Here is a 22,061-nt window from a genome sequence, read left to right on the forward strand (position 1 = left end):
GGTCGTGGCGTCGATGAAGGCGGCCGGTGGAGGATCGATCGTGAGCATCTGCTCGACCTCGGGCCTGGTCGGCTTCACCGACAACTTCGCGTATGTCGCGTCGAAGTGGGCGGTGCGCGGCATGACCAAGGCGGCCGCGCTCGAGCTGGCCGAGCACCGGATCCGGGTCAACGCGGTCTTCCCCGGCGAGACGGACACCCCTCTTCTCCGCGCGGATCCGACGGCGCTACCTCCCGAGTCGTCGCGCTTCGGCCGCTGGGCGCGGCCGTCCGAGATCTCCGCCGCGGTCGTGTTCCTCGCCTCGGACGAGGCCGGCTACATGAGTGGCGCGGAACTGGTCATCGACGGCACGTACACCGCGGCGTGATATCGGGTCGGCGGTGACCGGTCGTGCTGCGTGCGGCCTCCGGTGCCATCGCCACGATGAAGACGCGACCCCGACCAGGCCGTGGTCCGGTCGGGGTCGCGCAGACAGCAGGGCCGGAGATCGGGGGACTCCGGCCCTTTCCGCGTGCTCCGCGGTCTATGCCTGCGTCGTGGTCGCGCCGGTGACAGCGGGGACGTCGACCCACTGGCCGGACTCGGCGCTGCGAAGCGACACATCGACCAGCTCGGAGGCCGACCAGCCGTCGGCCGCCGACGGCGCGAGCTGCACGCCTTCCGCGACCGAGCGCAGGAACAGCGCCGCCTCGATCGTCTTGAGGTCGTTGAAGCCGATGCCGGGTCCGGCGTTCGGCTGGAAGCGGCCGAACTCGCCGTAGGAGGTGGGAGTCATGATCGTGCGGTAGCCGGTGCCGTTGTCAGCCAGCTCGAGCTGGTTCATGCGGTCGAAGTTCCAGCGCAGCGAACCCTTGGTGCCGTAGACCTCGATGATGTACTCCGCGTGCGGTCCGATCGCGACGCGGGTGGTCTCGAAGATGCCGATCGCACCCCCGTCGAAGCGAGCGAGCAGGGCCGCGTAGTCCTCGTTCTCGACCTCGCGGGAACCGCCTTCGGGGAGCGGACGCCGCGGGATGAAGCGCTCGGTGACCGCGTTCACCGAGGTGATGGGGGCCACGAGGAACTGCGCCAGGTCGAAGCCGTGACTCAGTACGTCGCCGAGCACTCCGGAACCGGCCTGTGCCTGTTCGTACCGCCAGGTGAAGCCCTGGGTCGGGTCGGAGGCGTAGCTGGTGATCATGCGGATCTGCAGGTTGGTGATGCGCCCGAGCTCTCCGGACCGGATCAGGCGGCGCGCCTCGGCGACCGCGGGAGCATGCCGGTAGTTGAAGCCGACGGCAGTGAAGAGTCCCGCCGCGGCCGCGCCCTGCGCGATCTCCCGGGACTCGCGGGCGCTGCGGCCCATCGGCTTTTCGATCCAGAAGTGCTTGCCGGCGTCTATGGTCGCGAGCGCGATCTCGTGGTGCAGGAAATTCGGCGAGCAGATGGACACGACGTCCACGTCCGGATGCGCGAGAAGTTTGCGATAGTCGTTCGTCGTCTCGCGGAATCCGAGCGCTTCGGTCGCGTAGGCGCGTCCGTTCGGATCCGGATCGGCGGCGATCACGAGTTCCGCGCGCGTCGGCAGCTCCGGGAAGAACTGCTGGCTCTGAAGGTAGGAGCGCGCGTGGAGCCGCCCCATCACTCCGACGGAGATCAGTCCGACACCGATGCGGTTCTGCTCTGGCAAGGTGACTCCTTCGTCTGACGCGGGTCTCGTGAATGCTCCGACGGGCGCTCCCGGGCGGGATTCCGGCGCGTCGTGTGAGCCAGCCTAGAAATGCCGACCCGGGGAGCGGTGTGCCAATCTGGAACATCGCTGACCCTCGCCGCGCTGCTGTACTGACTCGCATCGGTCCTGCTGAGTCACGAGGGAGTTCCGGCGATGACAGCATGGGGTCGCGGGACTGGCGCACGACAGCGCCGCGAAGGCGGGTGTCGTCGGGCTCAGCCGCGCTCTGGCGGCGCGGGCGATCTGGTTCCTGGCGATCGACGGGGCCTTCGCGACCGGCACCAGCATGGCCCTCGACGGCGGCACCACCGCCGCCTGACCCACGCCCCCATCCGAGACGTCCCGCCTCCGCGCGGATCATTCCGCACCAAGCCCCGCTCAAGGAGCACCACACACATGTCCGACCCGAACACCAGTGAACTCCGCAGTGCGCGCTGGTTCGGCCCGCACGATCTCACGGGATTCATCCACCGAACCGCGATCCAGGCGGAAGGCTTCTCGAAATTCGCCATCAAGGACCGGCCGGTCGTCGGCATCGCGAACTCGTGGTCGGAGCTGGTGAACTGCAACATCCACTTCAAGTTGCTGGCCGACGCCGTCAAGCGCGGCGTGCTGATGGCGGGCGGCCTGCCGCTGGAGTTCCCGACCATCTCGCTCGGCGAAAGCCTGATGAAGCCGTCGGCCATGCAGTTCCGCAATCTCATGGCCATGGACGTCGAGGAGTCGGTCCGGGCCTACCCGCTTGACGCGATCGTGCTGCTCGGCGGCTGCGACAAGACGGTTCCGGCTCAGCTCATGGGCGCGGCCAGCGCCGACGTTCCGACGATCATGCTCACCGGCGGGCCTCAGGAACCCGCCTACTTCCGCGGTCGTCAGCTCGGTGTCGGTACCGACACCTGGAAGTACGCCGACGAGCTCCGTGCGGGAACCATCACGCAGCAGGACTTCAACGACCTCGAGGCCAGTGCGAAGCCCACCGCCGGGCACTGCAGCGAGATGGGCACGGCCTCGACCATGACCTCCCTCGTGGAGGCGCTCGGCATGTGCCTGCCCGGGACCGCCTCGATCCCCGCCGTGGACTCCCGCAGAGCCTCGGCTGCCGAGGCCACTGGTCGACGAGCGGTCGAGATGGCGGTCTCGCAGGGGCCCAGGCCGAGCGAGGTGCTCACCGAGCAGGCGTTCGACAACGCGATCACCCTGCTCATGGCCGTCGGCGGCTCGACCAACGCGGTCGTGCACCTGCTGGCGCTGGCGCGGCGGGTCGGCTACGAGCTGCGGCTCGACCGCTTCCATGAGATCTCGAAGCGCACCCCGCGGATCGTGAATGTACGCCCCTCGGGAGAGCATCTCATCAAGCAACTTTTCCACGCCGGCGGCATCTCCGCCGTTCTGAAGGAGCTCGCCCCCCTGCTGCACGGCGAGGCAATCACCGTCACCGGCGAGACGCTGGCCGACGGCTACCGCGATGCGGCCGAGCCGGACGGCGAGGTCATCAGCAAGCTCGAGCAGCCCTTCGACGCCTCGGGCGGCATCGCGGTCGTGCGCGGGTCGCTCGCCCCCAAGGGCGCGGTCATCAAGAGGAGCGCCGCGTCGCCCGAGCTGCTGAAGCACCGGGGGCCGGCGGTCGTGTTCGAGGACATCTACGACCTCGGGCGTCGGATCGACGACCCCGGCCTCCCCATCACCGAGGACTCGGTGCTGGTGCTGCGCAACAGCGGTCCCGCGGGCGCGCCCGGCATGCCGGAGTGGGGGATGCTGCCGATCCCCGAGCGACTTCTCCGTCGCGGCATCCGCGACATCGTACGCATTTCGGACGCACGCATGAGCGGCACCGCGTTCGGCACCACCGTCCTCCACGTCTCGCCCGAGGCCGCGATCGGCGGACCGCTTGCCGCCGTGCGAGACGGCGACCCCATCGTGCTCGACGTGGAGAACCAGCGTCTCGATCTCGACATCCCGGACAAGGAGATCGAACGGCGTCTCGCGGATGTCGAGTTGCCTGCGCCGAAGTACCGCCGCGGCTACGGCCGGCTCTTCATCGACCACGTCACACAAGCCGATGAAGGATGCGACTTCGACTTCCTGCGGAAGCTGCCGGATGAAGAGCCGCAGCGGCTTCCGTACGGCCTCACCAGCGGATGGCAGGGCGGCTGGTAGCCGCACCGATGAAAGGGACGCGGCGCCGCGAAACGGGACGCCGCTCGAAGTGGAGAGAATATATGCATCGCCCGAAGGTGATCGTCATCGTGCCTCAGGGAGGACAAGTGCCGCCGCTCGCGGCGGTGGAACCCGAGGCGGAGGTCCTCGTCGTGCGCACGGCCGACGAGCTGCGGGCCGCCCAGGAGAACGCCGAGATCCTGTTCCTCAACGACTTCCGCAGCACGTTGCTGCGCGAGGTCGGCCCGGGGCGGCTGCGCTGGATCCACACCTCCAGCATCGGCATGGATCCGCTCCTGACCGAATCGGTCGTGAACAGCGATGTCGTGGCCAGTAACTCGCGCGGGGTCTGCGAGCGTCCGATCGCGGAATGGGTACTCGGCGTGCTGCTGATGTTCACCAAGGACCTGCGTCGCACGATCGAGCTCCAGCGCCAGCACCGCTGGCAACACAGGGAGACCGAACCCATCCTGGGCCGGAAGGTGCTCGTCGTGGGACCCGGCCCGGTGGGACGGGAGACCGTGCTGCTCCTTCGCGCCGCGGGAATGGATGTCACCGTCGTGGGTCGTACCGCCCGACAGGACCCGGCGCTCGGTGCCGTCGCGGCCATCGCGGACCTCGACGAACTGCTCCCCAGAGCAGACGACGTCGTGTTGACCCTGCCGCTGACCGAGGACACCCGCGGCCTGTTCGACGCCTCCCGGCTGAAGAAGATGCGACGGGGCGCCCGGTTGGTCAACGTCGGACGGGGCGCCGTGGTGGTCGCGGACGACCTGCTCGCCGCCGTGGATGACGATCACCTCGATGCCGCGGCCCTCGATGTGTTCGAGCAGGAGCCTCTGCCGGCCAACAGTCCGTTCTGGAGTCGGGACAACATCCTCGTGTCGCCGCACGCGTCGGGGGACCTGGTGGGCTGGCGCGGTCGCGTGGTCGACCGCTTCGTAGAGAACCTGCGCCGCTGGAAGGCCGGCGAGCCGCTGCGCGACGTCGTCGACCTGCGCGAGCTCGGAGTCACCGCCCCGGCGTCGACCGCACCCTGAGCGCGCGGCGCGTAAGTGCCGGTTCGCCCGACGGCGAACCGGCACTTACGCATGCCTCAGCGTGTCCCGCGAGGTGTCTCACCTTGGCACAGAAGGGCGTAAAGGCTCGCCACTAGCGTCGTGCCATTCCGGAGCATTCGACGATGGGGTTCATATGGCCGGCATTACCGAGACAGCGACGCAGGTCCCGGAGACCGAGGGGATTCGACTCCGGGGCAATATGGGAGTCGGAGAGCTCGCGATGAGCGTGCTCGCATTCGCCTCACCCCTGGCAACCGTGGCGGGCACCATGCCCGTGCTCATGATGTACAGCGGTAAGACCACGCCGGGCATCTATATCATCATGACGGTGATGCTGCTCATCTTCTCGGTGGGCTTCGTGAAGATGAGCCGCTCGATCGAGAACCCCGGTGGATTCTATTCCTTCGTCACCGCCGGTCTCGGCAAGCCGGCCGGCCTCGGCGGCGCGTTCCTGGCTTTCGTCGGCTATCTCTTCATCGGTTTCTTCGCGCCACCGTTCTTCGCGGTCACGCTGCAGGGGTTCGTCACCAAGACCCTCCATGGACCCGAAGTCTCGTGGTACTGGTACGCGCTCGCGATCATCGCCGTCACCACCTTGCTCGCCTATTGCCGCATCGATCTCTCGGCGAAGGTGCTCACGGTCGCGATGATTCTCGAAGTCGTGATCGTCCTTGTTTTCGACGTGGTGTCGTTCTCGACCAGCGGCGACCGCGTCGCTCACGGGATCGGGTTCTCGATGCCGTGGCTGGGAGACGCCGGGCTCGGGCTGGCGCTCCTCTTCGCGATCGGCAACTTCTTCGGCTTCGAGGCGACCGTGATCTTCCGCGACGAGGTCAAGAACCCGGATCGCACCATTCCGCGTGCGACGTACCTCGCCGTCGTCGGCATCGGCGTGTTCTACGTCGTCGCGGCGTGGGGGTACGTCGCGTTCCTCGGCGCGGACCGGGCGCAGAGGGCCGCACGGACGGACACCATCGGCCTGTTCAACAACTCCGCGGGGCAGCTGGTCGGGACGGTCTTCGCCGACGTCATCTCGGTGCTCCTCATCACGTCGGTCCTCGCGTCGATGCTCTCCGTTCAGAACATCGCCGCCCGCTACAGCTTCTCGCTCGCGAAGGACGGGGTGCTGCCGAAGGTGCTCGGCCGTGTACACCCGCGCCATCGCTCACCCTACGTCTCGGCGTTGACGGTCGGCATCGTCTGGGCCGTGGCCACGATCGTGTTCACCGTGCTCCGGGTTCGTCCCGACGACCTCTACGCGATCGCCAGCGGTAGCGGCACTTTCAACGTGCTGCTGCTCATGTTCATCGTATGCATCGCGGTGCTGGTCTACTTCCTCCGCCGGCGGCGGACGAATCCCGAATCGCCGTGGAATACGGTGGTCGCTCCGGCGATCAGCATGGTGTTCCTCGGCGCCGTGACATACCTGGCCATCCGGAACTACCCCGAACTCATCGGAGGGTCGATGCTGCTGACGGCGATCTTCATGACGTTCACGTTCGCGCTGTTCATCGGTGGTGTGCTCTACGCCCTCTACCTGCGCGAGAAGCGTCCCGAGAGCTACGCGAAGCTCGGGCGCGAGAGGGTCTGACGGCGCCTGGCTCACGCGGTGGCCGCGGAGGTCCGCGAGTTCCTGGGCACCCGGCGCGCCCGGATCACCCCGGAGCAGGCCGGGCTGCCGGTCTACGGCGGGAAACGCCGCGTCGCGGGCCTGCGCCGGGAAGAGGTCGCTCTGCTCGCGGGCATGAGCGTGGACTACTACATCCGGCTGGAGCGCGGAAACCTCGCCGGCGGCTGGCTGTCGGGCCGCTACCGCAAGGACAACACCTCGGGCCCGGCCTCCGCGGCACGGCCCGCGGCCCGCTTCGACATGAGCACCCCCGCCAACCAGCGCAAGCTTGACGCGGTCGAACAGCTCGCGGCCCTGGCGGAGGAATCCGGCCTCACCCTGATCGAGCTGGCCGTCGCCCTCGTCATCAACCACCCGGGCGTCCCCGGAGTGACCGTCAACCCCGCCGACAACAGCTACGGCGACTTTGAGCTCCGCACCGACCAGCGCCGACGCTGAGACAGACGGCGGTCGAGCGCATCAAGTGTTCGGTGCCGTGCCGCCGAGAGGGCCCACCCTTCTCGCCACGCGGTGGCGGGAAGGGGCCGCACCGCCTGCCGCACGCTCACGTGCCGGACCCGGCGGTGTCAGGCATTCATGGCCGCCCAGAACTCCTCGAAGGACATCTGGCGATCGCCGTCGGTGTCGAGCGAGTCGATGAGCTCCTGGGCCTGCGACTGGGTGATCTCCGAGCCCTCCAACTCCGCCACGACCCTGCGGTATTCGTCCGCCGTGACCAGGCCGTCCCCATCGACGTCGTAGCGGTCGAAGACCTTCCGTGCCGCCGTCTCCACGATGTCCACCATGTGCTCCGCCCTTCTGCGATCTTCGCTGACGGACCTAGGTTATCCGTCCGCCCGGAGCAACCCGGGCGCCGCCCAACCTGCCCGGCTGTCGCGGGCCGAACTCGTTCCGAGGCCCATGACTCCGAGATCGTCACCGCGTACCTCTCAGCCCGTCGGGGGACCCGGTCCCGGCCGCTTGGCGGCGGGCTGAGAGTGGCCGGCCGGTGCCTCTGGCCGCGTCGAGCGCGTAGACGCAGCGGTCCTTGCCGCACGCGTACACCACGCCCTCGGCGACCATCGGGGATCCGGTGATCTCGCCGCCCGTCGCCAGCTTCCAGCGCAGCTGGCCGCCCGCCGCGTCCACCGTGTAGAGGCAGTGGTCGGCCGAGCCGAAGTGGANCCGTCGGCCACCAGCACCGGCTCGATCGACTGCCGGGCCTCGGTGGCGATGCGCCAGCGGTCGCGGCCGTTGGCGGCGTCGATCGCGTAGACCGTGCCGAGGCAGTCGGCGATGTACACGCCGCCGCCGGTGACCGCGGGCCCCGGCGCGTACGCGGGGGCGCACAGGAAGACGGCGGGCGCCTCGAAACGCCACCGCACGTCCCCGCGGGCGATGTCGAGCGCGAGCACCCGCGTCCCCGCCGAGACGTAGACCACCCCGTCCGGTGCCGCCAGCAGACGCAGCGGCACCCCGCCGCACGACGCCGCGTCGCCCACCGGGTACGACCAGCGCTCCGCGCCGGTGCGCGCCTCCAGGGCCCGCAGCCGCGCGTCCGCCCACACATACACCGTGCCGTCGTGGACGACCGGCCCGTCATCGGCCGTCTCGAACTCGGTCTGCGCGCCCTCCGTCTCCCACAGCAGCTCGCCGTTGGCCGCCTCCCACGCCTGGACGCCACCGCCGCGCGTAGCGGTGACGACCGTGCCCCGGTCGACCTTGAGGGAGTAGACCCAGCCGCCCGTCGACAGCCGCCACCGCTTCGCGCCGTTTTCCGCGTCGAGCGCGTACAGAGTCGGGCCGTCGGAGGCATGGATACGGCCGTCCGCGACCGCCATGGCCCATGCCACGTCACGCGTCTTGAACTGCCGCCGCCCGGTGGCCACATCGAGCGCGTGCACCTCGAACGACGTGACGTAGAGCAGGTTCCCGGCGACCACCGGCGTGCCCGAGATGTCGTCGGACATACGGAACCGCCATGGCCGTCGGCGGTCCTGGCCGCTTCCTGGCGACGTACCCGCCTCCGCCAAGTCTCCCGGGCCGAGGGTCGTCGGCGCAGGCACGGCCGCGTGCGCCGTACGGATCGGTCCGGCCAGCCGTTCGTCGGCTCGCAGGATGCGCTGCTGGAGTTCGGCGAGGGCCGGACCAGGATCGACGCCCAGTTCGTCCGCGAGAAGGAGCCGGAAGTGGGCGTACACCGCGAGGGCCTCGGCCTGGCGCCCGCTGCGGTACAACGCGAGCATGAGCAGCTCGCACAACCGCTCGCGCAAGGGGTGTTCGGCAGTCAGCGCGGTCAGTGCGGGGACTGTTTCGGCAGGGGTTCCGACCTCCAGCTCCAGGCTGAGACGCTGCTCCAGGAGCTCCAGCCGCCACTGCTGGAGGCGCATGCGCTGGCCAGCGGCGTATGGGCCGGGAAGGCCGGCCAGCGGCTCGCCGTCCCACATGTCGAGGGCATGGCCGAGGAGGGCGATGGCGTGCGGCAGATTGCCCGTTGCCTCGGCGGCCCGCGCCTCCTCCGCCAGCTCGCGTGCCACGGTGAGGTCCAGCTCATGCGGTTTGAGCCGTATCGCATAGCCTTCTGGGTCGCGTGTGGGAAAGTCCTGGAGGGCTTTGCGCAGCCGGGACGCGTACGTCCGAATCGCCGCGTGGGCGGCGTCGGGCGGCTCTTCGCCCCACACGCCGTCGATCAACTCGGCGGCCGTCACCGAGCGGCCCTCACGCAGCAGCAGGGCAGCGAGCACGGCCCGCTGTTGGGGCGAGCCGGCGCTGCGCTGCTGACCGTCGTGATGGGCCCGCACAGGCCCAAGCACGGTGAAATGCCAGCCCTCCGTCCTGCGCCAGGCCAGCCACGTCCGTGGTGTCGGCCCTGACTGCTGCGCGGGCGGCGCGGAGAGCTGTGGTGGGTCACCCTGCCCCAGCACGAACCGGTGTGCCGAGACGAGTTCGGGCCCTGGATCGATTCCCAACTCCTCGTGGAGCATCCGGCGCGTCTCGTCGTAGACGGCGAGTGCCTCCGCCGGCTGCCCGCTGTGGTGCAGGGCCAGCATGAGCAGCGCTCTGAGGCGTTCACGCAGTGGATGCTCCGCGGAGAGGACGCCGAGTTCTTCCAGGACGTCCGTATGCCGCCCCCGTTCCAGCTCAACGGCGAACAGCCGCTCCTGGAGATTGAGCCGCCACTCCATGAATTGGGCGCGCTGTCCCTCCGCGAAGGGCCCCGGTACCCCGGCGAGGGGTTCGCCGCCGAAGTGCGAGAGGGCATCCGCCAGGTGGTCGCGTTCCGCGGTGAGGTCCCCGGCCTGCCGGGCGCGGGAAGCCTCGCTTTCCAGCTGCTCGACAGTTGTCAGATCGAGATCGAGTTCCACGGGGTCACCGGTGGGGCTCCGCAGCCGGTAGCCCTCGAACTCGTGGGATACGCATACGTCAGGGGCGAGCAACTCGCGCAGCCGCGCGATGTAACCGCGCAGGATCCGTGGGGCGGACATCGGAGGCTCGTCGCCCCACACACCGTCGATCAGCTCGGCAGCGGTGACGACTCGCCCGGTGCGCAGCAGCAAGGCGGCGAGCACCGCGCGCTGCCGCGAGGGGCCGGCGTCCGCCGCGGTGCTGCCGCGCCACACCAGCTGTGGGCCGAGAACGGTGAATCGGAGCGGGGCCACGGGCGCGTATGGGGTCACCGCCTTCGCGCGCGGCTCGGCCGGGGCTGCGGGCCGTGCCATGGGCCGGGCGGCATCAGGGGTGACCGCCGGCTCCTGGACGGGGTACAGCCGCTCCAGGACGGGACCCACCAGCATGGCGAACGCTGATGTCCCCTCCGAGATGGTGCTCTGGCCATGAGGGTCGGCGATCAGTGCCGCGAAGGCGGGGAGCCTGCCGACGTAAGGCTCCAAGGCACGTCCGACGGTCTCGGCGAGATCGATGCACTGTTCCGTGCTGAGACCGGCCGACAGCAGTTCCCTGACACCGGGCTTGAACTCATAACCGGATTCTTCCGCCCACAGGAGCCGCGACACCGGCGGTTGCCGCTGCCGGCGCTCCTCTGCTCCCTCTTCCGCCTCCTCTTCCGAGGGCATGACCAGACCGCCGAGCAGCAGCTCCGCTACGTGGGCCGGTGTGCTCGCCGGCAGTGCGGCGGCCCGTACCAACTGCATGAGAGGGACGTTCAGCGGCCGGATCGCGGACAGGCGCACGGCGAGTTGATATGCCTCGGGTGAGAAGGAGCCGCGGAACCGCCGGATGAGCTGTTCGGCGGAGGCCCCGTCCGCGGGCTCCTCGTTCCCCCATCGGCCTCGCTCGTCGCCGGACTGCCCGGGCCACGCCGTCTCGATGAGCCGAGGCACACCGGGCCCGGCGACGAAGCGGGCCCAGGTGGCCAGTGACGAGGCGGAGAGCGTCACCACCGGCAGCGCGGACGGACCCACGGGCTCCACCGGGACATGGGACAGGGGATCCCGCGCCACCACATCCCCGTTCCCCGGGAATGGGCGAGCGGCCGTGAGCAGACAGGGCTCGGTGGCGAGGCCGGTGCCGCGCCACATGCGGCGGGGCAGGGGAGACAGCGCGACCACCGGTCCGGTCCGGCCCCACGCCGCGATGACGGTGCCGATCGCCGGGTTCCGCCAGGCCGCGTGCACACCGTCGGTGAACACGAACACCACAGAGCGGTCCGAGTGTGGCGCGGCGACGGAAGGCTCCCGCTTCCCGGGTGTGAACCGCCGCACCCGGACGTCGCGGAAGACGCCGCTGCGCTCGAGAAGGCGCTTCACTTCCCGCGCCGTCGCGCGCCAGACCCGCATGGACGGGCTGTCGTCCACGAGCAGTACGGCGGTGTACCGCAGTTCCTGGAGGGGGCGCGACACCACGTCGAGGACCCCGGACTCCGCTGTCTGCCGTACCGTCGCCTCGATGTCGGTGACGACCCGGTACGGGTGGTCGCGGTGGCCGCGGAGCGGGCGGATCGCTCCTGCCAGGCCGTGCATGCCGGGCAGGGCTCGCGGGCCCGGGACGCGTACGGCGCGTGCGGGCGTGCCGGATGCGCTTTCGGCGCTCCCGGTGCCGAACACCTCGCGGCCGCCTGCGGCGTTGGGGCCGGCGGCCGTTTCGGAGGGGCCCGTTGGCCGGGGCGACGCCGGTGGAAGATCCACGGAGTCGGTGTCCGCCGCGGTGTGGGTCGCGGCTGTCCGCGGATCCGCGGTGTGGGTGCCGTCGCCCAGCTCGTGCCCGCCTTTCATGGCCCGCGCCAGCCACAGGACGTCGAGGAGTTCGGTGGCTCCCACGTCATAGCCGACGCCGTCCAGGATGCGTCGCAGCCGTTCGATCATGTCGAGAGCGCTTCGTCCAAGCGGTGCATCACCGCGTTGACGAGCTCCTCATGGCTCAGATCGGCGCCGGTGAGCCGCAGGTGGATGGCGGCGAGAAGCTGGTCCGTCGCGAGCGTCTGGGTGGCGGTGCGGTGGAGAAAGGTCTCGATGAGGTCATTGGCCTCGGTGAGGGCTGCCTCTCCGAAGTTGTGGCGGACGATGTCCCGAAGCTTGGACTCGTCCGGGTCCGGGAGGTCGAGCCGGACACAGCGACGCAGGAACGCGGGCGGGAAGTCCCGTTCCCCGTTGCTGGTCATGATCACTACCGGGAAGTGTTCGCAGGACACGATTCCCCGCTCGACGTGGGCGCGTTTCCTGCTGCCGGTGGTGAGCACGTCGGCCGATTGCCGGTGCTCGGGCAGCCGCGCCAGTTCGGGGATTTCGAACTCGCCCTCTTCCAGGACCACCAGCAGGTCGTTGGGCAGATCGATATCCGCTTTGTCCAGCTCGTCGACGAGCAGCACGCGCGGGGCGCCCGTGGCAGCGAGGGCGGTGCCCAGTGGGCCGAGCCGCAGATAGTCGTCGATGTCGGATGCCCGGGAGCCGCGCTGCCGGAGCCTGTGCCGTGCGTGTCTGGCCCTCTCGCGCTCCCGGCGCAGCGACGCCTCGCGGAGTCTGCCCACCGCGTCGTACCGGTAGAGGGCGTCTGCCAGGGTGGAGCGGCTGTTGATCGGCCAGCGCAGCACCTCGCCGAGGCCGAGGTCCTCCGCCACGGCATGTGCCAGGGACGTCTTGCCCGTCCCGGGGCGTCCAGTGACGAGCAAGGGGCGGCGCAGGTGCAAGGCCGCGTTGACCACCGCCACCTGGTCGCGGTTGAGCAGATACGTCCGCGGCCGGTCGGAGCGCCGGGACGCCGGCACGCGCCGCCAGGGCGGTGGAGCGGGCAGCTCGGCCGGGCCGCGGAACACCCACCATTCCTCGGGCCGATCGCCGTGGTCGTCCGGCGGTGCGGGCGGTTGCTGCGACACGGTCACGGTCTCCTCGGTGGTCCAGCGGTCATGGTTCTCGTCACGGTCGTGGTTCCGGTGTGTCGTGGTTCCGGTCAGGGGTGGTTCCGGTCGGGGTGGGTCAGCGTCCATGCGTCGGGAGCGAGCGGTGGGGGTCTGTGATCCGGCCCGTCGTGGAGGAGCGAGAGCTGTCGGCCGTGGTGAACGGGGGTCTCCGGACACGCGAGCGCTTTGGCACGCTCCATGCGCACGGCTTCCGGAATGCCGTGGTGGTCGACACCTTCGACAAGATTCACCAGCTCGGCCGCGATGTCCTCACCGTCGCCGTGGCGGTGCCAGAGCACCGTGTGCACTCCGGCCTGGATGCATTGCTGGAGGACGGAACTCTGACGCTGCCGGTCGCAGCACACGATCACGACTCCGGCGTCCGGATTGATCTCCAGTACCGCCTGGGCGACCGCCGGGTCCGCGCTCCGCCCGTCGAGCACCAGGTGACGTGAGGCGGCGAGCGCCTTCGTGCGCCGCTTCCAGCCGGCGTATGTCTCGCGCGTCCGTTGCGAACTGCGCAGCACGACCCGGCGCGTGATCCCCGGCAGGAAGGCGCCGTCGGGACCATTTTCGCCGCACTGCCAGGTGTCCACTTCCAGCCGCAGCCACGCCGACGCGACGAAGTACTCCACCAGCGCCGTCTCCGGGTGCTCTTCCACCTCGGTGCGCAGCACATGCCGGATGGACTCCACCACGTGATGGCTGGAGACCTCGGTGTCCTGGGTGAGGACGACGTCGTGTCTGCCCCCGTCGGTCCAGACCCAGATCTGATACGTGAACCGGTTACCCGGAGCCACCGGAAGAAGCTCAACCTGAACCCGGGGTGCGTGCGGCTCGCGGCCCGCGTCGGCGCGACGGGGTGGCCGTGCCTCGGCGGCCACGTCCGCGCGGAACTGCTCGACCCCCGCGAGCGGGATACCGAAACGGGCGGCGGCCATGTCCACCCAGGCGTCCAGGTCGTCCGAGGGGTGGGCCCCGCTTTCGCGCTCCTCCAGGCTGACGCGGACGGCGCCCTGCAGCAGGGGCGGCATCGGTTGCCCGGCGGGCGCTTCGTATCCCTCGAGGACTTCCATCGCGTGTGCGGGTGAGGACACGGCCGGAAGCCCGTCGGCGTATGGCAGGACCTTTCGCAGCAGAGAGGTGGGGTCGGTCGTGCGGCAGTGAGCGAGCAGCCCGGTGAGATCGCGCTGCTGACGGAGGGTGAGTATTTCGCGGGGGCTCACCACCCGGGCCACCCGGAGCAGCTGTGCCCAGCCCGGCGTTCCATACGGGTCGGTGGAGGGGGCGCGTCCGGAAAGCTGGGTGCGGACGACGTCCAGCAGCTCCGGAATGCCGCGCCGTACACCCATGGCCAAGCCGACGAGGCGGGCCGGATCCGTGACCGCGATGTCACCGGTTGCCCGGCCCAGGCGCGTCGACAGCCATCGAGTGCACTCCGCCACCGACTGAGGGTTGGGAAGCAACTGCTCCAGTGCGGCGAGCAATTGCTGTCGTCCGCGCGCCGCCATCGGAACCGCCACCGGCGGAAGCTCGGGCAGCTCCGACTCGATGGTGGGCAATCCGATGGCGTACATCGCCTGGAGAACCGCCGACGTGTTCAGGTGGCCATCGCGGTCCGCCCGCGTCGCGTCCGTCGTGCGGGCGTCGCCGACCCCGTGCTCGGCGACCACCACCCCCACCACGGCCTGGCGTTCCCGATCCCATAGCGGGCCTCCGCTGAATCCCTTCGCGACCCGGCCTCCGACGACGTCCAGGGCGATCCATGGCCCGGAGGAAACGCGGGGCACCGCGCGCACGGTGGGCAATTCATGACCGCTGGTCCACAGGGCCACGACCTCGCCGCCGTCCCGGTGGGCGAGAAAGGGGGCGGGCTCCGCGCCCGAGGGCGCGGGTATGTCGAGTTCCAGCACTGCCAGATCGCCGTAGTAGGGGAGCACGCCCGGTGCAGGCGGCTGGACCGGCCCGCTCCGCTTGGCCCTCGGCGGCCGCCACATCTCCGGGACGACGCGACCGTGGAACTCCTGTCCGGCCGACACATGCGGCATGCGCAGCCTGACCACCTGGTTCCGGTCGGGCACTGCCTGCGTGAAACGATCCCGGTCCAGTGCGCTGTTGACCACATGCGCACAGGTGAGTACCAGATTCTGGGTGATGAGGACGCCGGCGCCGACGGGCTGAACCTGGCTTCGCACCGATACGAAAGCCTGGTGCAACGCCGCGTCGGATGGTGCCCCGCTCACGCTCGGCCTCCGCCCGTCACGACGTCACGGGACGCGATGCTCCGGTGGAGGAGCCGCCGGACTGCGAGGGGGGAGCGGCAGTCGGCCGCTCGGCGAGGTTCCATGTGGCGCTCACCGTGAAGCTCGTCTCGCCCTTGCCCGAGAAGACGCCCAGGCTCAGGTCGCTGCCCAGCGTGGCGCCGAACTCCACGGTGACCTCGTCAGGGCGTACGGGGAACTGGGAGAAGGATTGATGGATACTGCTGAGGACGCCGCCCAGTGGGTTCAAAGCCTGGGTCAGAACCTCGCCCCCGCGGGTGAGTGCCTGCGCGGCGCGGCTGCCGACGCTCACTGGCTGGGCGCTGCCGAAATCCTCCGGCAGTTCCAGATCAGAGGGCTCGCCTGTCCTGCTCCCGTGCTGCGAACCATCCGCCGGGGCCTGAGTGGAGCCGGCCGTGGGCGCGAGATGAAGGCGCACGGTGGAGCCGTCGTCGAAAGTCAGATGCACGTCCCCCATGCGGGAGATTTTGCCACGGCGGGCAGCTGTCGTCGCGCGATTGCGCAGATCCGGTGGGCGCGGACCCGGGCTGGGCGCCTGGGCCGAAAAGGGTCCGTTCCTGGGCCTGTCGTGGGGCCGCCGCTGCAGGAATTCGCGGTAGTACGGCTATCGCTGAACTGTATCGCGCCGTGGAGAGCCGGGGACGTCGGGATGCGCTGCAGGCGGCGGGGCCGCGTACCGGTGTCGTGGCCGGGCCGCTGGGGTGAGGCCGGTGACCTGGTTCGCCGATGAGCTGGAAAGAACGGCGAAGGAGGGACCCGTCCGGCATACTTGCGAGCGCGGACCACCCTGCTCGCCAGCGGGCAGGCCAAGGCCCAGCGCGTTTCGAGCGCTGATGCACACTTCCGGGGAACAGTCGTCATGAATAACCTCCAGCCTTCGGACCCGACGTCCATAGGCGGCTATCCGTTGCTCGGCCGGCTCGGTGCGGGCGGCATGGGGCAGGTGTTCTTATCCCGTACGGGTTCGGGTCGGCTGCTCGCGCTGAAGACGATCCGCGACGATCTCAGCTCCGAGCCGGGGTTCGAGGAGCGGTTCGCCCGCGAGATACGCAACAGCGACCGCGTCCGTTCGCCGTGGACCGTGACCGTCGTGGACTACAGTGCGCCGGGTCAGCGCCCGCAGTGGCTGGCCACCGAGTATGTGCCCGCGCCGTCGCTCGCCGAATGGGTCGCGGCCCACGGTCCGCTGCCGCAGTCCGCGCTGCTCTCACTCGCCGCCGAACTGTGCGGCGCGGTGCAGGCCGTGCACCAGGCCGGCCTTGCGCACCGGGACGTCAAGCCCGGGAACATCCTGCTGGCCCGCGACCGTCCACGGTTGATCGACTTCGGTGTCGCCCGGGCCGCCGACGACAGCAGGCACACCCGCCTCGGCGTCTCCGTGGGCTCGCCCGGATATCTCGCACCGGACCAGGCCATCGGCGGTGTCGCCGCCGAACCCGCCGATGTGTTCTCGCTGGCCGCCGTGCTGGTGTACGCCGCGACCGGACACGGGCCCTTCTCGCACGCGGGGGAACGGATCCCCGCGGCCGCCCTGATGTACCGAGTGGTCCACGAGGAGCCCGATCTCGAAGGCGTCCTCCCGGAGCTGGCGCCGCTGCTCACCGCGTGTCTGGCCAAGGACCCGGCCGCGCGCCCGACGGCGGCTCAGCTGAGTGGATGGCTGGAGGAGAGGGGAGGCAGGATCGGGCGTTGGCCCGAGGAATGCCCCACGGTTCTCGCCGGAAAACTGACCGAGGCCGAGCATTCGGCACGCACCCTGGCCGACCTCGCACATTCCCCCGTCTCGGCCTCCGCCGGTCAGGATTCGGCCGGGGCGGCGGTGAGGTCCGACACCGTCCTCGCCGCCCCCGCCGAGCCCGCCGAGCCTGGCCGGGGCCGTCGGCCCGCCTGGCTGCTGACCACGGCCGTCGCGGCGGTCGCGGTCGTGGTGGCGGTGGTGGCCGCCGTCCACTTCGGTACGCAGCGTTCCTCGGCCGAGTCCTCCCCGTCGGCGCAGGGGCGGCCGTCCGGCTCGGCCGCCTCGGCGACCGCGGGGAAGACGCCGTCCGCGTCGGCCAAGGAGTCCCAGCAACCTCAGAAGCCCCAGAAGCCTCAGGAGCCGGACGCGGCACTCAAGGTCATAAAGGCCACCTTCGACCTGGCCACCGGAGAGTCCGTGGCGGCCGGGGCCAGGAGCCTGATCATGCAGGAGGACGGCAACCTGGTGGTCCACGACCGGGACAACAAGCCACGCTGGGCCGCGATGACCAAGGGCGAGGGCAACTCCGCCCGCTTCCAGGCGGACGGCAACCTGGTCGTCTACAACAGCGACGGGCAGCACCTCTGGTCCTCACGGACCGATGGCCACCCAGGAGCGGTCCTCGTGTTCCAGGCCGACGGAAATGTCGTGATCAAGTCCGGCGACACCGTGCTCTGGGCCGCGGGAACGGAGAACTGACCGTTCCGGGACCTTGCGCACCGTACTGTGCCCACCGTCGCAGCCGACGAGATAGCGCGAACGCAGCTGTTCCCCGTCGGCCCAGCAGATAGGCGTGCGCGGAATCCAGGCCCTGGGGCGCGGGTGTGTTGATGGCGGCGAAGAATCCGCCGGCCGGACGCTTTCTTCCGTGTTCGAGAATGCGATCCAGCAGTCCGCGCATCGCCATCAGCTCGATACTGCGAATGCGCCGAGCCGTCCTCGAACGATACGGTCGAGCGCGACGTCCCCGTGGGCGACGTCCCCGGGATCCGGTCGTCGGCCTTCCTTATCAGCGAGTGTGCTTTATCAGCGAGTGTGCTTTGACTTCGTGCTCTTCACGATGGTCACCTGGGGGTTGTCCGGGACCGGGCTCCCAGGATCCCGTGCGGTGAGTTCGGCGGGCCACGAAGTCCCGGGATACAGGCCGACGGCTTCGCTCTTCATGCGAACCGTCGTATCAAATCCGTGATCGCCGGTAATGCGGACAGCGACCTCGTAGAACGCACGTTGATCGCCACGGTTGGTGACCAATATCGGCACCGTCACAGCGGATCCGCTGCGGACGGGCTTGAAGACCGTCACGTCCCCCTGGGTCGTCACGGGATGCCTGAAGTGCTTATTCTCCTTGGGCCTCCCCGGTGTGACCGGCACGCCGCTTGGAGCCGCTGCGGCCCGTTCTCTGCCCGCTTCCTCTTGGGCTCTTTGCTCAGCCGTCTGAGGAGTGGGAGAGCTTCCTTCCGCTGACGTGGAAGGTTCGCCAGTGCCCGATGAGGAAGGTGATTCCGCGGCGTTCAAAGCCCTGGAGGGCGGTGCCGTGGCGGCGCTCGCGTCATCCCCGTCGGCGCCGCACGCAGTGGTGAGGACGCCCGCTGACAACAGCACGGTGAGAGCGAGTGCTGAACCACGTGCTCCCGGGCGCCGGCGGCGCGGGAGGGCGGATTGCTGTGCCGATGTGTGCATGCTTCCGTTCCACTGCTGGGGAATCAGGGCCGCGCGACGAGAACTCGCGTGAACCCCCCGGCTCAGACGCGCCGCAGCCCTTGAAGGCGGGCCTGAGACTACGCATCGAATGGGGTTCCGACAAGGCGGCAACCGACGGGAGGCAGTCGCAAGGGTGTCCCGAACCCCGCGTTCAGTGCGCTCGCGGCCCAAGGCGGAGTGACCAGCAGGGCCCGTTGTGAACGCCTCACGGGAGCGGAAGACTTGGGGGCTCACTCGGCGCTTTCGAACAGGTCGGGCGCCGACCCATGGAGGGGAGACCGGGCAACGATGTTCACTCTGGTACGGAGCAGAGTACGGAGGGCCGCGTTCGCGCTCTCGGCGGTCGCGGCCCTCGCCTTCGCCGGGACCGCCGCGACCACCGCGACCGCCACGACCGGCGCGGCAGCGGCTCCCGCTGCCGCGAAACAGGGGCCGACCTCGGTGGCGTACGTCGAGGTGAACAACAACAGCATGCGCAACGTCGGCAAGTACACCCTCGCCAACGGCGGCGGCAACGTCTTCGACGTCGCCGTGATCTTCGCGGCGAACATCAACTACGACACGGGTACGAAGGCGGCGTATCTGCACTTCAACGAGAACGTGCAGCGCGTCCTCGACAACGCCGCCACGGAGATACGGCCGTTGCAGCAGAAGGGCATCAAGGTCGTCCTCTCGGTGCTCGGCAACCACCAGGGCGCGGGCTTCGCCAACTTCCCCTCCCAGCAAGCGGCTTCGGCGTTCGCGAAAACGTTGTCGGACGCCGTGGCCAAGTACGGCCTCGACGGCATCGACTTCGACGACGAGTACGCGGAGTACGGCAACAACGGCACCGGGCAGCCCAACGACAGCTCGTTCGTGCACCTGGTGACGGCGCTGCGCGCGAACATGCCGGGCAAGATCATCAGCCTCTACAACATCGGCCCGGCCGCGTCGCGCCTCTCCTACGGCGGCGTCGACGTCTCGTCCAAGTTCGACTACGCCTGGAACCCGTACTACGGCACCTGGCAGGTTCCCCGCGTGGCGCTGCCCAAGTCGAAGCTGTCGCCGGCGGCCGTCGAGATCGGCCGGACCTCGCAGAGCGTGGCCGCCAGCCTCGCCCGCCGCACCGTCAGCGAGGGGTACGGCGTCTATCTGACGTACAACCTCGACGGCGCCGATCGCAGCGCCGATGTCTCCGCGTTCACCAGGGAGCTGTACGGCGGTAACGCCGTCTACACGCCGTAAGGCGACCGCACGCCCCGGCGCGTACCCGATGGATGACGGTGCCTGACCGGACCTGTCCCAGGTCAGGCACTGCGGGTGTCGAACAGGTGCGCCCCGCTGCCCTGGCCGGTAAGCATCTGTGGATCTTTCGGTATGTCGAACGCCGTTCATGGTGTGGGCGGTTGGTGCTAGCTGCGCTCGTCGTGGACCACTTGTCAGAGCACCCGCGGGCGGTCACCCCTCGGTGGATCCAACTTCAAAGTTTGAACACAAATTACACACATCCTCTCTTCAGATCGGCGCCGATGGTCTAGATTGACGGTGCTTCACATGTTTGGACACCAGGCGACAAATGATGATCTATGGGTCCGGCTCCACGGTCAGCCAGCCGTCGCGTCACCGGAGCCAGACATGGGGGTGATCAGTTCTTGGGGCCCGAGAGGGGCCTTGGGTGCGGGGAGCACCCGAGGTTTCGACGGGCTCCCGCGCACCTCGAGAGTCTGGCGGGACATGCGAGTCCGTTGCCGCCAGGGTGGGTAGTTCGAGCAGCTCTGAGATAGCCGCGACGTCATGCGCGGGGGGCGGGGGCCCCTCGCGGGGAGGGACAGCGCGGCGCGGGGGCCGGGGGGCCTCCCGCGAGGAGTAACAGGGCGGGGGCGGGGCCCCGAGGGGAGGAACAGTACGGGAGGCGGGGGCCTCCCGAGCAACAGTGTGAGGCGAATACGTCGAACCACTGGGGACCTGGGGGGGTTCTGTGCAAGGGGGATTAGTCAACCCGTTTCCGCCGGCGCGCGGGCGTCTGGCGGACGGGGCGATCAGACAGCCCGCGAACGACTGGGAGCAGCGGTACCGCCGTACCGTGATCACCAGCGATACCGTGGCCACCGCCGTCGTGGTGGCGGCGATCGGCAACTTCTTCGGGGCCCGGGACGCGGCCAACTGGCACGAGAAGTGGGGAATTCTCGCCTTCGGCACCGAGCTGCTGGTGCTGGGGGCGCTCGCGGTGAGCCGGTCGTGGGCTCCGGCCGTGCTCGGCCAGGGCGCCGAGGAATTCCGCCGGCTCGGACGCTCACTGTTCGCGGCGACCGTCGTACTGGCGCTCGGCGGGATCGCCCTCACCTCGCGCAACATCAAGCTCTGGATCTTCGTCGCGATCCCCGCGATCGCGCTCATCACCATGACCGCGCGGTATCTGCTGCGCCTCTGGCTGCACAAACAGCGGAAGGAAGGACGGTGCCTGCGACCGGTGCTCGCTGCCGGGAGCCCGGCCACCGTGCGCGATCTGATCACCCGAACCCGCAAGTTCCCGCACCTCGGCTGGCGGGTGGAGGCGGTGTGCACGACGGACGGTCGCGGGATAGACGGTGACCAACTGGACGGAGTGCGGGTCGTCGGCCGGCTGACGGACGTCGCCAAGTACGTCCGCCACGACGACTACCGAGTCGTCGCGGTCACCCCGGACCCGCACTGGACACCGGACCGGCTGCAGCGGCTGGCCTGGAACCTCGAGGGCAGCGACGCCGAGATGGTCGTGGCCCCCGTGCTGATGGAGGTGGCCGGCCCGCGGCTGCACATCGACGCGGTGCTCGGGATCCCGCTGCTGCGGGTCAGCATGCCGGCCTTCACCGGGGGCCGCCGGGCGGTCAAAGGGGTCGTCGACCGGGTGGGCTCGGCGGTCCTGCTGGTGCTGTTCGCGCCGCTGATGGTGCTCGTCGCGCTGCTGGTGCTGGTGGACAGCCGGGGTGGGGCGTTCTACCGCCAGCGCAGGGTCGGCAAGGACGGCCGCGAGTTCACCATCGTCAAGTTCCGCACCATGGTCGCCGGGGCCCATGGGGCACGTGCCGAGCTGGCCGACCGCAACGAGGGTGCGGGGCTGCTGTTCAAGGTCCGCCGGGATCCGCGGGTGACCCGGGTGGGAGCGGTGCTGCGCCGGTACTCGATCGACGAGCTCCCGCAGCTTTTCAACGTGCTCACCGGATCGATGTCGCTCGTCGGCCCGCGGCCTCCGTTGCCGGAGGAGTCCGCCGCGTACGGCCCGGACATCCGGCGGCGGCTGCTGGTCAAGCCCGGGCTCACCGGTTTGTGGCAGATCAGCGGGCGCAGTGACCTGCCGTGGGAGGAGGCGGTCCGGCTGGACCTGCGGTACGTGGAGGACTGGTCGCTCGCCCTGGACACAGTGATCTTGTGGAAGACGCTGCGTGCGGTGCTCCAGGGGCAGGGGGCCTACTGATGCGTGGGGGGCGTCGT

15 protein-coding genes and 3 pseudogenes are annotated in these 22,061 nt (G+C 69.6%); 9 read left to right on the top strand and 9 right to left on the bottom strand.

Going from position 1 to position 22,061, the window contains the following annotated elements; genetic code table 11:
* The coding region (locus IEJ02_RS39675; RefSeq protein ID WP_191069228.1) for an SDR family oxidoreductase at positions 1 to 367 on the top strand (367 nt) is incomplete at its 5' end.
* A 156-nt stretch (positions 368 to 523) separates the two neighbouring features.
* Here IEJ02_RS39675 and IEJ02_RS39680 read toward each other — a convergent pair.
* Positions 524 to 1,669: a Gfo/Idh/MocA family protein gene (locus IEJ02_RS39680; protein ID WP_191069229.1), complete on the bottom strand. Its 1,146-nt coding sequence runs from the start codon at positions 1,667 to 1,669 to the stop codon at positions 524 to 526.
* A 438-nt stretch (positions 1,670 to 2,107) separates the two neighbouring features.
* Between IEJ02_RS39680 and IEJ02_RS39685 the strand changes: the two genes are divergently transcribed.
* The 5 genes and pseudogenes from IEJ02_RS39685 to IEJ02_RS50910 all read left to right on the top strand — a co-directional run bounded on the left by IEJ02_RS39685 (position 2,108) and on the right by IEJ02_RS50910 (position 6,997).
* The gene (locus IEJ02_RS39685) at positions 2,108 to 3,868 is read left to right on the top strand and encodes an IlvD/Edd family dehydratase (protein WP_191069230.1); all 1,761 of its coding nucleotides are present in this window, start codon (positions 2,108 to 2,110) and stop codon (positions 3,866 to 3,868) included.
* A gap of 62 nt (positions 3,869 to 3,930) precedes the next feature.
* Positions 3,931 to 4,908, top strand: coding sequence for a D-2-hydroxyacid dehydrogenase (locus tag IEJ02_RS39690; RefSeq protein WP_191069231.1), 978 nt, complete (start codon positions 3,931 to 3,933; stop codon positions 4,906 to 4,908).
* 241 nt (positions 4,909 to 5,149) lie between these two features.
* Entirely contained in the window at positions 5,150 to 6,520 is a 1,371-nt protein-coding gene (locus tag IEJ02_RS39695; protein WP_191069232.1) for an APC family permease, read from the top strand.
* Between the two features lie 18 nt (positions 6,521 to 6,538).
* Positions 6,539 to 6,721: pseudogene (locus IEJ02_RS39700) on the top strand (transcriptional regulator); the annotation flags it as partial.
* Entirely contained in the window at positions 6,698 to 6,997 is a 300-nt protein-coding gene (locus IEJ02_RS50910) for an aldo/keto reductase (RefSeq protein ID WP_343299687.1), read from the top strand. The pseudogene IEJ02_RS39700 and the gene IEJ02_RS50910, both read left to right, overlap by 24 nt.
* A 128-nt stretch (positions 6,998 to 7,125) precedes the next feature.
* Here the strand turns inward: IEJ02_RS50910 and IEJ02_RS39710 are convergent, their stop codons facing one another.
* From IEJ02_RS39710 to IEJ02_RS39740, 6 genes and pseudogenes are all read right to left on the bottom strand, one after another.
* Positions 7,126 to 7,344: an EF-hand domain-containing protein gene (locus IEJ02_RS39710; RefSeq protein WP_191069233.1), complete on the bottom strand. Its 219-nt coding sequence runs from the start codon at positions 7,342 to 7,344 to the stop codon at positions 7,126 to 7,128.
* Between the two features lie 130 nt (positions 7,345 to 7,474).
* Complete coding sequence (locus tag IEJ02_RS51470) at positions 7,475 to 7,918, bottom strand: outer membrane protein assembly factor BamB family protein (RefSeq protein WP_498067125.1); 444 nt, start codon at positions 7,916 to 7,918, stop codon at positions 7,475 to 7,477.
* Positions 7,810 to 11,859: pseudogene (locus tag IEJ02_RS50055) on the bottom strand (SAV_2336 N-terminal domain-related protein); the annotation flags it as partial. The pseudogene IEJ02_RS50055 and the gene IEJ02_RS51470, both read right to left, overlap by 109 nt.
* Positions 11,856 to 12,866, bottom strand: a complete 1,011-nt coding sequence (locus IEJ02_RS39730; RefSeq protein WP_317986037.1) for an AAA family ATPase — start codon at positions 12,864 to 12,866, stop codon at positions 11,856 to 11,858. The gene IEJ02_RS39730 and the pseudogene IEJ02_RS50055, both read right to left, overlap by 4 nt.
* A 74-nt stretch (positions 12,867 to 12,940) precedes the next feature.
* Entirely contained in the window at positions 12,941 to 15,133 is a 2,193-nt protein-coding gene (locus IEJ02_RS39735; protein WP_191069235.1) for a VMAP-C domain-containing protein, read from the bottom strand.
* Between the two features lie 16 nt (positions 15,134 to 15,149).
* Complete coding sequence (locus IEJ02_RS39740) at positions 15,150 to 15,629, bottom strand: CU044_2847 family protein (RefSeq protein ID WP_191069236.1); 480 nt, start codon at positions 15,627 to 15,629, stop codon at positions 15,150 to 15,152.
* 402 nt (positions 15,630 to 16,031) lie between these two features.
* Between IEJ02_RS39740 and IEJ02_RS39745 the strand changes: the two genes are divergently transcribed.
* A complete protein-coding gene (locus IEJ02_RS39745) occupies positions 16,032 to 17,609 on the top strand; it encodes a protein kinase domain-containing protein (protein WP_191069237.1) in 1,578 nt (525 codons plus the stop codon).
* Positions 17,610 to 17,618: 9 nt separating this feature from the next.
* On the opposite strand, the pseudogene IEJ02_RS39750 reads toward IEJ02_RS39745, so the two are convergent.
* Positions 17,619 to 17,835, bottom strand: a pseudogene (locus tag IEJ02_RS39750) (FAD-dependent monooxygenase); the annotation flags it as partial.
* Positions 17,836 to 17,936: 101 nt separating this feature from the next.
* Positions 17,937 to 18,212, bottom strand: a complete 276-nt coding sequence (locus IEJ02_RS39755) for a hypothetical protein (protein ID WP_191069238.1) — start codon at positions 18,210 to 18,212, stop codon at positions 17,937 to 17,939.
* 687 nt (positions 18,213 to 18,899) lie between these two features.
* On the opposite strand from IEJ02_RS39755, the gene IEJ02_RS39760 reads away from it, so the two are divergent.
* Positions 18,900 to 19,835, top strand: coding sequence for an endo-beta-N-acetylglucosaminidase H (locus IEJ02_RS39760; protein ID WP_191069239.1), 936 nt, complete (start codon positions 18,900 to 18,902; stop codon positions 19,833 to 19,835).
* A 733-nt stretch (positions 19,836 to 20,568) separates the two neighbouring features.
* The gene (locus tag IEJ02_RS39765; RefSeq protein WP_191069240.1) at positions 20,569 to 22,044 is read left to right on the top strand and encodes a sugar transferase; all 1,476 of its coding nucleotides are present in this window, start codon (positions 20,569 to 20,571) and stop codon (positions 22,042 to 22,044) included.
* Positions 22,045 to 22,061: the final 17 nt, after the last annotated feature.

Source organism: Streptomyces sp. 5-10, assembly GCF_014712245.1.
Classification (GTDB): Bacteria; Actinomycetota; Actinomycetes; order Streptomycetales; family Streptomycetaceae; genus Streptomyces; species Streptomyces violaceusniger.